This is a genomic window from Streptacidiphilus carbonis, from assembly GCF_000787775.1.
Taxonomy (GTDB): domain Bacteria; phylum Actinomycetota; class Actinomycetes; order Streptomycetales; family Streptomycetaceae; genus Streptacidiphilus; species Streptacidiphilus carbonis.
In genome coordinates, this window is record NZ_BBPM01000032.1 from 73,771 (window position 1) to 85,265 (window position 11,495).

The 11,495-nt window shown below is 73.3% G+C and carries 9 protein-coding genes and 1 pseudogene; 1 reads left to right on the forward strand and 9 read right to left on the reverse strand.

Annotated elements, in window-relative coordinates; translation table 11 throughout:
• From TR46_RS42500 to TR46_RS23690, 5 genes and pseudogenes are all read right to left on the reverse strand, one after another.
• Positions 1 to 1,727, reverse strand: a pseudogene (locus tag TR46_RS42500) (hypothetical protein); the annotation flags it as partial.
• A gap of 459 nt (positions 1,728 to 2,186) precedes the next feature.
• Positions 2,187 to 3,386: a precorrin-6y C5,15-methyltransferase (decarboxylating) subunit CbiE gene (cbiE, locus tag TR46_RS23675; RefSeq protein ID WP_042404603.1), complete on the reverse strand. Its 1,200-nt coding sequence runs from the start codon at positions 3,384 to 3,386 to the stop codon at positions 2,187 to 2,189.
• Positions 3,387 to 3,465: 79 nt separating this feature from the next.
• Complete coding sequence (locus tag TR46_RS23680) at positions 3,466 to 4,068, reverse strand: GNAT family N-acetyltransferase (protein ID WP_042404606.1); 603 nt, start codon at positions 4,066 to 4,068, stop codon at positions 3,466 to 3,468.
• A 250-nt stretch (positions 4,069 to 4,318) separates the two neighbouring features.
• Positions 4,319 to 4,849, reverse strand: a complete 531-nt coding sequence (locus tag TR46_RS23685) for a GNAT family N-acetyltransferase (protein ID WP_042404608.1) — start codon at positions 4,847 to 4,849, stop codon at positions 4,319 to 4,321.
• 156 nt (positions 4,850 to 5,005) lie between these two features.
• The gene (locus TR46_RS23690; RefSeq protein WP_052433050.1) at positions 5,006 to 5,551 is read right to left on the reverse strand and encodes a sigma-70 family RNA polymerase sigma factor; all 546 of its coding nucleotides are present in this window, start codon (positions 5,549 to 5,551) and stop codon (positions 5,006 to 5,008) included.
• A gap of 279 nt (positions 5,552 to 5,830) precedes the next feature.
• On the opposite strand from TR46_RS23690, the gene TR46_RS23695 reads away from it, so the two are divergent.
• Positions 5,831 to 6,562 carry a lysophospholipid acyltransferase family protein gene (locus TR46_RS23695; protein WP_042404610.1) on the forward strand — a complete coding sequence of 244 codons (732 nt, stop codon included), beginning with the start codon at positions 5,831 to 5,833 and terminating at the stop codon, positions 6,560 to 6,562.
• Between the two features lie 89 nt (positions 6,563 to 6,651).
• Here the strand turns inward: TR46_RS23695 and argH are convergent, their stop codons facing one another.
• The 4 genes from argH to TR46_RS23715 all read right to left on the reverse strand — a co-directional run.
• Positions 6,652 to 8,076, reverse strand: coding sequence for an argininosuccinate lyase (argH, locus tag TR46_RS23700; RefSeq protein ID WP_042404612.1), 1,425 nt, complete (start codon positions 8,074 to 8,076; stop codon positions 6,652 to 6,654).
• Positions 8,077 to 8,200: 124 nt separating this feature from the next.
• On the reverse strand, positions 8,201 to 9,649 hold the full coding sequence (gene argG / locus TR46_RS23705) for an argininosuccinate synthase (protein ID WP_042404613.1): 1,449 nt from the start codon (positions 9,647 to 9,649) through the stop codon (positions 8,201 to 8,203).
• 96 nt (positions 9,650 to 9,745) lie between these two features.
• Complete coding sequence (locus TR46_RS23710) at positions 9,746 to 10,780, reverse strand: type III polyketide synthase (RefSeq protein ID WP_042404615.1); 1,035 nt, start codon at positions 10,778 to 10,780, stop codon at positions 9,746 to 9,748.
• A gap of 351 nt (positions 10,781 to 11,131) precedes the next feature.
• Positions 11,132 to 11,495, reverse strand: a 364-nt coding sequence (locus tag TR46_RS23715) for a cellulose-binding domain-containing protein (RefSeq protein ID WP_174505148.1), incomplete at its 5' end; no start/stop codon positions are given.

Genomic DNA, 11,495 nt, shown 5'->3' on the forward strand with positions numbered 1-11,495 from the left:
GACTGCTGCACCGTTTCGGCGGCTTCGACGCTGCCGGCGGCATCCACGGCGAGGACCCGCCGGTCGGGCTCGGACGCCTGCTCCGGCACGGGGACAGCGGTGGACTGCTGGGGGAGTTCAGACACAGGCTGCGCTTCCGCTGCGGGTTGGACAGGAGACAGTACGGGGTCCGACAGCGTACCGGTGCCCTGCGCGGTGCTCTCCGCCGCGGTGGGGGCAACGGCGGGAGCGGCCTCGACCGGGGCCTCGGGGGCGGCCTCGACAGCGGCCGCGGACTCAGGCTCGGGGTCCGGCTCGGGAACGGGGTCCGGCTCGGGATCGGCCTCGACCACCGGCTCCACCACGGTGAACTGATGCGGCGGCGGAGACATGAACGCGGAGATCCGGCTGCCGCCTGCCTCGGGCGAGGCACCCTGGGCCGGGATGGCGGCGGCGTCCTGCTGCGGGGTCTCGACCCCGGGTGCGGTTGCGGCCTCAGCGACGGGTTCGGGCTCGGGTGCGGTCAGCGGCAGCGGTTCGGCGATCGGCGCCGTCTCGGCCACCGGCTGCGGTTCCGGGGCCGGCTCGACCGCGGCCGGGGCCGGCTCGACCGGGACGGGTTCGACCGGCTCGACCGGGACGGCGTGGGTCTGGACCACGACGGGCCCGGGCTGCGGCTCGGGCGCCGCGGGCGGCTCCTCCACCGGGGCGGGCCGGGCCTGGTTGGCGCCCAAGGTGCTCTCCGGGGAGGGCATCTGCACCGGGACGCTGATCGCGACCGGCTCGGGAGCCCGCACCGCTGCCTCCGGTGACCCGGTCCCGTCGGGCGCGACCTGGTCCGCCGCCGCCTCGACGGGTGGTGCGGCCCGCACCGGCTCGGCCTCGACCGCGGTGCCGAGCGCCGAGCCGGCGCCGGCCGGCTGGTCCAGGTACTCGGGGCCCGGGTGCTGACCGGTCGTCTGGGCGGCCGGGGCCGCGGGCATGCCGTAGGGCGGCGTCTGCGGGCCGGCGACCGTGAACGGCGACTCCGCGCTCGCCGAGGGCCCGCGGTCGGCAAGTGAGCGCACCGGCACCTGACCCGTCATCAGCGAGGGGTCCGGGATCGGCGGCCCGGCGTGCAGCGGGCGGCGCGGTGCGGCGACCATCGGCTGGGGCTGCTGGTTCTGCGCCGGCTGGCCCTGGACCGGCTGCGGCTGCTCGACGTCGGGGGCGGGCGCGGGCGCGGCCGGGGTCTGCGCGGCCTGGCCGGTCGGCGGGGTCAGCGGCGGCCAGGACGGGTCCGGGACGGCCCCGTCGGCGGCGGCCGTCGCAACCGGCTCGGGCTGCTGCGGGATCGGGACCGGCACGGGAGCAGGGGCAGGGACGGCGGCAACGCCCTCGAACGGCTGCGGCTGGAGCTGCGGCTGCGGCTGCTCGGGCGCGACCGGCTGGGGCTGGAAGGCGGGCTGCTGCGCCTCGCGCTGGGCCGCGGGCTCGCTCCAGGAGCCCTGCGGGCCCGGCATCAGCAGTTCGTCCTCGTCGTCCTCGTCCGGCAGGTCGAGGAAGGTGTACGGCGGCGGCGGGCTGTCGGACGCCGGCTGCTGCGGGAACGCCTGGTTGCGTCCCAGAGAGGCGTCGCTGCCGAAGGGGTCGCGGGCGGACTGCTCGCCGACCGGGGCGGGCGCCCCGTTCGGGGGCTGCTCCGCGCCGTTCGTCGCGAGCGGTTGCTCGGTCGTCCCCCCGGTCGGGACGTGGCCGGTATCGCTCATGTCACTGGCTCCTTCCAGGGCCGCGTGGCGTCCTTGGCGGCGCGATCACGGACCGCAGCACCCATGTTTCCGGTCCTCGCTCCGCTGCGACGGACCGGCTGACACCGGTCTGCTCCCCAACAACAACGACTGAACCGGGGCAACCGGCACGATCGCCCCGGACGTACCGGCATTCTCCCCTGTCCGTCCGCCCCGGAGGCGAACGAGCACGCACAGTCGCCGTGTGGCCTGCGCCACGTTCGAAACGTCCGGCACGTACGGTCCGTGAGAACCACGCGTCAGCCTACCGGCCGACAGGGACAGCACGATCAGCAGTATCGAACAGTGGGCATCCGACGCCTGCTCAGAAGGCGTTCGAGAGCAGCCGGGAAGCCGTCCGCGGACGGTCCGGAACCTGGTCGGCGACGGTTCGGCCGGTACCCGCCGAATGTTCGAGTACGGCTGGAGCGGTGCTCCGGCTCAGCGGTCCGCCCAGAGCACGAAGCGGGGCTCGACCGCGCCGAATCCGCTGCCCTCCGCCAGCGGCGAGGCGTGCACCAGCGCGCCGTCGACCGCGTAGTGGACCTCGGCGAAGGCCCGCCGCACCTCCTCGACCTGCTGGAGGGTCCGGGGCAGGGCGACGACGCGCTCGGGCCGGCGGCCGAGGCAGGCGCGCAGCACCTCCGCCCCGCCGCGCACCAGCACGACGTCGGGCTCGGGCAGATCGGCGAGCACGGCGGGCGCGGTGCCGTGCACGGTCTGCAGTTCCACACCGTAGCGGCGGGCACTGACATCCAGTCGGGCGCAGGCGTCGCCGTCCTGGTCCACGGCGATGACGGCCGCGCCGCTGCGGCCCGCGTCCAGGGCGACCGCCCCGGTGCCGGCGCCGACGTCCCAGAGCAGGTCGCCGGGGCGCGGACCGAGCCTGGCCAGCACCAGCGCCCGGACCGCGGCCGGCAGTCCGCCGGGGGCCCCGGCCTCCTCGGGCGGGGCCTCCAGCGCCCAGCCCCGGAGCGGGCCGGGGAAGTCCAGCGGGCGCCCGGCGATCCAGCCGGAGGGCGGCACCGGGCCCTTGCTGCTCCCGCCGACCACCAGCACCACGTTGGGGTCCCGCCACAGGTGGTCCGGGACACGGTCGGAGGTGAGCACGGTGACGTTCTCGTCCGGGGTCCCCAGCGCCTCGCAGACCACGAAGGTGCGGTGCACGTCACGGAGCATCAGCGCCAGCTCGGACGGGCCGGCGCCGGGCGAGGTCAGCACCGCCACCTTGGCGTTGGCCCGGCAGACGTTGGCGGCCCGGCGCAGGCCCCGGCCATGGGTGCTGACGACCTGTGCGTCGTCCCAGGGCATCCCGGCCCGGGCGAAGGCCGAGGCCACCGAGGAGACCGCGGGCAGGACCTCCAGCTCCAGGCCGTGCTCGGGCCGGCGCAGGGTCCGCACCACACCGAAGAACCCCGGGTCGCCCTCGGCCACCACCACGGCGGCGCCGCGGTGGTCGGCCACCCTGCGGGCGACCAGCTCCACGCTGCCCAGGGCCATCCGGTCGGCCCCGGCGGGGATTCTGAGGTTCTGCAGCTGGTAGGTGCCGCCGGCGACGAGTGTCGCGGCGTCCAGTGCGGCCTGCGCGGCCTGGGAGAGCGGTGAGCCGTCCCAGCCGATCACTGTGACCCGGTCAGCCATTGCGGCCGGTCCCCCTCGAAGGCTTGCGGTAGGCGGGTGTGCCGCGTGCAGCGTAGTCGGTCCGATCAGCGCCGCGGAGTCACCAGTTCGGGTCGTCCTGCGGCGGGAGCCCGTCCAGGTCCTCCGGCAGCAGGCTCCAGACAAGCAGATCGCTGCGGGCCCGGCCCGCGGCTTCGCCGTCGCGGACGATCCAGGCGTTGCGGAGCACGCCCTCGCTGATGCAGCCGATCTTCTGGGCGACCTGCTGCGCGGCGGTGTTCCCGGCCGCGGTGCGCAGCTCCAACCGCTCGAACCGCTGGTCCTCGAACAACCAGTGGGCGACGCCGAGCAGCGCCTCGGCGGCGTAGCCCTCGCCGCGCGCCCAGGGGCCGGTGACCACGGTCGCCTCGGTGGCCCGCAGCTTCCAGTCGGTGCGCCGCAGCCGGACCGAGCCGACCAGGCGCTGGGTGAGGAACTCATGGACGCCCAGCACGATGCCGCGCCCCTGGGCGCGCTCGGCGGGGGCGCCCAGCGCGATCCAGTTCCTGGCGTCCTGCTGGGTGTAGGAGAGCGGCACGGTGGTCCAGGTGCGCACCAGCTCGTCGCTCATCAGGTCGGTCAGTGCCGTCACGTCCTCCGGTTCGAAGGCTCGCAGCACCAGTCGATCGGTACTGATCGAGATTTCGGGAAAGGTGGACGTCATCTACCGGGCTCCTGCCTGTCGCCGCTCCTCGGCGGGGCTGATGGAACGATCATGCTCCAGGTAGGGGCCCGCCGTCACCCCTTCGACGCGGCAGGCCGGTTCGGGCCGGCGCCCGGTCCACCTGGAGATCCTGCTCTCGCACAGGTGGTCATGCTACGTAGGGCGGGGAGCGGAACCCGAGCGGGTCCCCCGGACAGCCGTATCGCCTCCACCCGGCGGTGTGGTCACACCGGGTGGAGGCGATACCGGCTCAGGCCGTGGCGGCGAGCTGCGTGACCGGCTGGGCCACTTGCTCGGCGGTCGGGACCGGCTTCTCCAGTCCGATGAAGCTGAGGCTGCGGGTCACCTCCTCCACCTGCGTCTGGCGGTAGCCCAGCCGCTGGTAGAGCCGCAGATTGCCGAGGCTGCGGTGCCCGGTGAACAGCCGGTAGGCGCGCACCGGCCGGTCGCCGGAGGCGAGCAGCTGCTCCATGCCGCTGACCAGCCGGGTGCCCAGGCCGTGCCGCTGCATCCGCGGATGCACGCAGAGGCGGCCTATCCGGCCCACCCCGTCGCTGTCCACCCAGCCGCGGACGCTGCCCACGACCTCGTCGCCGAGGCGGGCGACCAGCACATGACGTTCCTTCAACTCCGTCCGCAGGCTGTCAAGGGTCTGGGTGAGGGGTTCGATGCCCCAGTCCCCGTAGATCTCGGCCTCGCTCTGGTAGCAGAGGTACTGGAGCTTCAGGATCCGCTCCGCCTCTTCCTCGGTGGCGATCGAGGTGGTCACGCTCATGCCCATGCGCGCATTCCTCCCTTTCTTGTGTACCCCGGCCGCGAGGATGAGGGGGGTGCGACCGGGTTGCCCTGACCGGAGGTGGGTCGGTCCCGACGGGTTCCGTCGGGACCGGGCGTACGTTTAGAGCCCACTACCCATACCATCACCCCTCCCAATCATCTATTCAGCGGATGAGTCCAGCAGCCGGCCCTCCAGGAGTCGGCCCTCCAGGAGTCGGCCCTCCAGGAGTCGACGCAGACAGGCCAGGCAGCGGGAGCGGGTGGGTCCGATGCTGCCGCGCGGCATCGCCAGTTCCTCGGCCAGCTCCCGGTAGCTCAGCTGCGGCAGCTCCAGCAGTGCCGCCACCAGTGCGGGGCAGCGCGCGGGCAGCTGGGCGATGGCCGCCCGCAGCTCCTCGGCCTGCTCGGCGTCCAGCGCCCGCAGCTCGGGCGAGGCGGCGTCGGCCGCCGTGCCGGCCCCGGCCAGTCGCGCCGCCGCCTCCAGCGCCCTGGCATGTCCGCGCCGCTGCTCACGGGCCCGGCGGAACTCCTGGACGGTCAGCGCCCGCAGCCGGGACCGCGGGTCGGAGCAGGGCCGTTCGGCCGCGGCGCGCAGCCAGACCTGCTGCTCCAGTTCCTCGGCGTCGAGGCCTTGCGCGGCGGCAAGACCGCGCAGCAGGGGCAGGAAGGACCCGCGCAGGGCGGGATCGGCTGCGGTGGGCTGCATCGGCGGGCTCCCGGGTCGGCTTCCGGTGGATCGTCAGCGGCGACGCCGGCCGGCCGCCCTCCGGATCCGCGTTCTGGCGCGATCCACCCGCACGGGTGACACCCGGCCCGGCCACACGGACCACACACCTCCGTAGTCGTTCCATCGACGGAATGTAACCAAGCCCACGTCCGGCGGCGCTCCTCCCGGTAACCCGGAGCCGATAGCGTCATGGACCGGCGCCCCCGCTTCCCGTGTTCGCCTTCCGTGATCCGTGACGCCCGCTCCTGGAGGACTGTGGTGTTCTACTGGCTGCTCAAATGGATCCTGATCGGCCCCCTGGTACGCCTGCTCTACCGGCCGCGGATCAGCGGCCTGGAGCACATCCCGGCCGAAGGGCCGGCGATCATCGCACCGAACCACCTGTCGTTCTGCGACTCGGTGTTCGTGCCGCTGCTCGCCCCGCAGCAGGTCCACTACGTGGCCAAGGCCGAGTACTTCACCGGCGCCGGGCTCAAGGGCCGGCTGACGGCCTGGTTCTTCACCGGGGCCGGGGCCGTGCCGGTGGACCGCAGCGGCGGGCGCGCCTCGGTCGCCGCGATCGACACCGGGCTGCGGACCCTGCGCGAGGGCAAGCTGTTCGGGATCTACCCGGAGGGCACCCGTTCCCCCGACGGACGGCTGCACCGCGGCCGCACCGGGGTGGCCCGGCTGGCGCTGTCGGCCGGGGTCCCGGTGATCCCGGTCGGCCTCATCGGCACCGACCGGGTCCAGCCCAGCGGCCGGCTGCTCTGGCGCCTCGGCCCGCGCCCCGAGGTGCGCTTCGGCCCGCCGCTGGACTTCTCCCGCTACGAGGGGCTGGCCGACGACCGCTATGTGCTGCGCGCGGTGACGGACGAGATCGTGGCGGCGATCCTGGACCTTTCCGGGCAGGAGTACGTCGACATGTACGCAACCAAGGCCAAGGCGCTGGCCCGGCGCGCGGCGGCCGCGGCCGCCCCCGCGGACGAGGAACTCCCCCGGGCCGCCTGAGCAGTCGCCCGGGCAGTCGCTCCAGGAGTCGCCCGAGCAGTCGGGGGCGGGCACACGACGGTGCCCGCCCCCGACTCCGCCCGCACGACTCAGCGTGCGGCCTCGACCCACTCCTGCTGGACCGCCAGGTCCGCCTTCACCTCGGCCAGTTGCACCGCCACCGCCGACGGCGCCGTGCCGCCGCGTCCGTCCCGGGAGGCGATCGCGCCGTGGACCGTCAGCACCTCGCGCACCTCGGGCGTCAACGCCGGTGAGATCTCCGCGAACTGCTCGTCCGTCAGGTCCGACAGCTCCAGCCCGCGCAGCTCACAGAACTTCACGCAGGCGCCGGCCACCTCGTGCGCGACCCGGAACGGCGTGCCCTGCTTGACCAGCCACTCGGCGATGTCGGTGGCCAGCGAGAACCCGGCCGGGGCCAGCTCCTCCAGCCGCTCGTCGTGGACGGTGAGGGTCGCCATCATCCCGGTGAAGGCCGGCAGCAGCACCTCCAGGGTGTCGCAGGAGTCGAAGACCGGCTCCTTGTCCTCCTGCAGGTCCCGGTTGTAGGCCAGCGGCAGAGCCTTGAGGGTGGCCAGCAGCCCGGTCAGGTTGCCGATGAGGCGCCCCGACTTGCCGCGCGCCAGCTCGGCGATGTCCGGGTTCTTCTTCTGCGGCATGATCGAGGATCCGGTGGAGAAGGCGTCGTGCAGGGTGATGAAGCCGAACTCGCGGGTGTTCCAGATGATCACCTCTTCCGCGATCCGGGAGAGGTTGACGCCGATCATCGCCGTGACGAAGGCGAACTCCGCGACATAGTCCCGCGAGGCGGTGCCGTCGATGGAGTTGGCGGCGCTGCCGCCCTCGAAGCCCAGCTCGGCCGCGACGAACTGCGGGTCCAGGCCCAGCGAGGACCCGGCCAGCGCGCCCGAGCCGTAGGCGGACACGGCGGTGCGGGTGTCCCACTGGCGCAGCCGCTCCGCGTCCCGTCCCAGCGCCTGGACGTGGGCCAGCACATGGTGCGCGAACAGCACGGGCTGGGCGTGCTGCAGGTGGGTGCGGCCCGGCATCGCGGTGTCCGGGTGCGCCTCGGCCAGCCCGACCAGGGCCTGCTGGAGGTCCAGGATCAGCCCGCCGATGATCCGGGCGTGGTCGCGCAGATACATCCGGCCCAGGGTGGCGATCTGGTCGTTGCGGGACCGTCCGGCGCGCAGCTTGCCGCCGAGGTCCGGGCCCAGCCGCTCCAGCAGGCCGCGCTCCAGCGCGGTGTGGCAGTCCTCGTCGGCGACCGTGCCGGTGAAGGCGCCGGACTCGACGTCGGCCAGCAGGGTGTCCAGCCCGTCCAGCATCCGCTGCAGTTCGTCCGCGCTGAGGTGGCCGGCCCGGTGCAGCACCTTGGCGTGGGCCCGGGAGCCGGCGATGTCGTAGGGCGCCAGCCGCCAGTCGAAGTGAACGGAGGCACTGAGCGCCGCCAGCGCCTCGGACGGGCCGTCGGCGAACCGGGCGCCCCAGAGCCGTACGTTGTCGTTGTTGCCCATCTGTGATTCAGCCCCAGTTCGGTGTGAAGGTCGAAGCGTGCCCGATCGGAAGGCTTGCCCGATCGGAAGGAGGGCGAGGGCCACCCCGGCGGGGGCGGCCCTCAGCCGTCCGGCGGAGAGAGCGTCAGTCCGTTCCGGACTCCATCGCGGCACGGTCCAGCGCGCCCTCGGCGGCGGTGGTCTCCGTGCCCGCGGCGATCGCCTGCGCGCCGCCCTCGTCCAGCGAGCCGATCAGGCCGGTCACCGTGGACTGCCCGGCCGCGGCGGGGGCCGACTGGCCCGTGCCCAGCAGCCCCAGACCGGCGTACTGCTCAAGCCGGGCACGGGAGTCCGCGATGTCCAGGTTGCGCATGGTGAGCTGGCCGATGCGGTCCACCGGGCCGAAGGCCGCGTCCTCGGTGCGCTCCATGGAGAGCTTGTCCGGGTGGTAGCTCAGCGCCGGACCGCGGGTGTCGAGGATCGAGTAGTCCTCGCCGCGCCGCAGTCGAAGCGTCACCTCGCCGGTGATCGCCGCACCGACCCAGCGCTGCAGCGACTCACGGACCATCAGCGCCTGCGGGTCCAGCCAGCGGCCCTCGTAGAGCAGCCGGCCGAGCCGCCGCCCGTCGTTGTGGTAGGCCGCCACCGTGTCCTCGTTGTGGATCGCGTTGACCAGCCGCTCATAGGCGATGTGGAGCAGCGCCAGGCCGGGGGCCTCGTAGATGCCGCGGCTCTTGGCCTCGATGATCCGGTTCTCGATCTGGTCGGACATGCCGAGGCCGTGGCGGCCGCCGACGGCGTTGGCCTCCATGACCAGGTCCACGGCGGAGTCGAACCGCTTGCCGTCGATGCTGACCGGACGGCCCTGCTCGAAACCGATGGTGACGTCCTCGGTGGCGATCTCCACCGCGGGGTCCCAGAAGCGCACGCCCATGATCGGGTCGACCGTCTCCAGGCCGGTGTCCAACTGCTCCAGGGTCTTGGCCTCGTGGGTGGCGCCCCAGATGTTGGCGTCGGTGGAGTAGGCCTTCTCGGTAGAGTCCCGGTACGGCAGCCCGTGGGCGACCAGCCACTCCGACATCTCCTTGCGGCCGCCGAGCTCGGTGACGAAGTCCGCGTCCAGCCAGGGCTTGTAGATCCGCAGGTTGGGGTTGGCGAGCAGCCCGTAGCGGTAGAACCGCTCGATGTCGTTGCCCTTGTAGGTGGAGCCGTCGCCCCAGATCTGGACGCCGTCCTCCAGCATCGCCCGCACCAGCAGGGTGCCGGTGACGGCGCGGCCCAGCGGGGTCGTGTTGAAGTAGGCCCTGCCGCCCGACCGGATGTGGAACGCGCCGCAGGCCAGCGCCGCCAGCCCTTCCTCGACCAGCGCGGCGCGGCAGTCCACCAGGCGGGCGATCTCCGCGCCGTAGGCGGCGGCGCGGCCGGGGACGGAGGCGATGTCGGGCTCGTCGTACTGCCCGATGTCGGCGGTGTAGGTGCAGGGGACGGCGCCCTTGTCGCGCATCCAGGCGACGGCGACCGAGGTGTCGAGGCCGCCGGAGAAGGCGATGCCGACGCGTTCGCCGGCGGGGAGGGAGGTGAGGACCTTGGACATAGCAATATTATGCATGCCAACGCATGGCCATGCAACGCAGCCCGCCCGGCGGCGGGCCGGGAACGGGTGCACAGGGGCACGAAGGGGGCGCTGGTGTCAGCCGGTGCGCCATACGGCGCGGCAGGCGGCGGCGGTGAAGCCGGGGCCGAGGCCGATCAGCACGCCGGAGGCGTCCGGAGCGGGCGGGTCCGCGTGCAGGCGGTCGAGGACGTCGAGCACGGCCACACCACCGAGGTTGCCGCGCTCGCGCAGGCTGTCCCAGGAGTGCTGCAGCAGTTTGCGGTCGCAGCCGACGCCCTCCTCCAGATCGTTCAGGATGCGCGGCCCGCCGGTGTGCGCGACCCAGAAGTCCGGCGTGTCCCGGCCCGAGCGCCGGTACCACTCCAGCAGCGGGGACACCAGCTCGCCCATCGACTTCAGCGCCTCCGTGGTGGAGTCGAAGTGCTGTCCGAGCCCGTCCACCCGCAGTCGGTAGCGCTCGGTGCTGTCCGGGAGGGTGTACTCCCAGGTGTCCTGTACCGCCAGGCCCGGGCCCAGCGGGGCGTCGCCGACCAGGACGGCTCCCCCGGAGTCGCCGAACAGCACCTTGTAGATCATGGCTTCGACGCTGTCGTCGGAGTGCTGGTAGACGGTGCTCAGCGCCTCGGCGACGACCAGCAGCACCAGGCTGCCGGGGTGCGCCCGGACGTGGTCGACGGCGCGGACCAGCGCCAGCGCGCCCCCCGCGCAGCCCAGCTGGGTGACGGGTATGTGCCGGACGTCCGGACGCAGCCGCAGCGCGTTCATCAGGTGCACGTCCAGGCCGGGGATGGCGAACCCGGTGCTGTGGCTGGTCACCACGCAGTCGATCCGGCCCGGCTCCACGTCCTGCTCGGCCAGCACCGTTCGGGCGGCCCGCTCGCCGAGCTCGCAGACGTCGGCGAAGGTGCGGCTGTTGCGTTCCGCGATCGGCTCGGGCTGCCCGACCTGGTCCAGCGGACGAGTGAAGTGCCTGCTGCGGACCCCGGTGCGGCCGACGATCCGCAGGATCCGGCGCAGCTGCGGGTGGTCGGCGTGGTGGGTCCGGATGTCGGCGAGGATCTCGTCCAGCTCCACCTCGTACGGGGGGAGGACGACGGCGGGTCTGCTCACGTGGACGGGCTCTTGGCCGGGGGTTCGGCCAGTCGTTCGGCCAGGGGTTCGGCCGGGGGTCTGGACAGGCATTGCGGTCCTTCGGTCGGGGGCGTCGGCGAATCGCCGGCTGCGTTCTGGTCCCCCCGGCCACCAGGACCACGAACCATCCGTCACCGAGGTGGAGGTTCGCAACAGCCGTGGACGCCGATTGTGCCGACGGAAGCCACCGAACGGGGGCGTCCACCGGTCACAGGGCGGTGATTCTCGGCCTTTCTCGGAGTGTCCAGCAGATCGCGCCGACCCGCATGGTGTAGCGGGGGGCCGCCGCCCGGACGGAACCGGTGCGGCGACCCCTGCTTGGAACCGCGCCTACGACGCCTTGACGGTGCAGGCGGTGCCGTTGAGGGTGGCCGCGGTCGGCGGGTCGTCGGCCGTGGTCCAGCTCCCGTTGAAGCCGAAGGAGGCCGATCCCCCCGCGGCGATGGTCCCGTTGTAGGACGTATTGGTCACCGTCACGGCGGAGCCGGTCTGGGAGAAGGACCCGTTCCAGAGCTGGGTGATCTTCTGGCCGTCCGGGAAGGTCCAGGCGACGCTCCAGCCGTTGACGGCGGCGGTGCCGTGGTTCACCAGCGTGACATTGGCGCCGAAGCCGCCGCTCCACTGGCTGCTCAGGGCGTAGTCCACCTCGCATCCGCCCGCCGGGGCGGTGGCGGTCGGCGTCGGGGTGGGGGGG

Coding starts and splice junctions, on each gene's coding strand:
- cbiE (WP_042404603.1), bottom strand. CDS start 3,386: ATGGCTGACCGGGTCACAGTGATCGGCTGGGACGGCTCACCGCTCTCC.
- TR46_RS23680 (WP_042404606.1), bottom strand. CDS start 4,068: ATGACGTCCACCTTTCCCGAAATCTCGATCAGTACCGATCGACTGGTG.
- TR46_RS23685 (WP_042404608.1), bottom strand. CDS start 4,849: ATGGGCATGAGCGTGACCACCTCGATCGCCACCGAGGAAGAGGCGGAG.
- TR46_RS23690 (WP_052433050.1), bottom strand. CDS start 5,551: ATGCAGCCCACCGCAGCCGATCCCGCCCTGCGCGGGTCCTTCCTGCCC.
- argH (WP_042404612.1), bottom strand. CDS start 8,076: ATGGGCAACAACGACAACGTACGGCTCTGGGGCGCCCGGTTCGCCGAC.
- argG (WP_042404613.1), bottom strand. CDS start 9,649: ATGTCCAAGGTCCTCACCTCCCTCCCCGCCGGCGAACGCGTCGGCATC.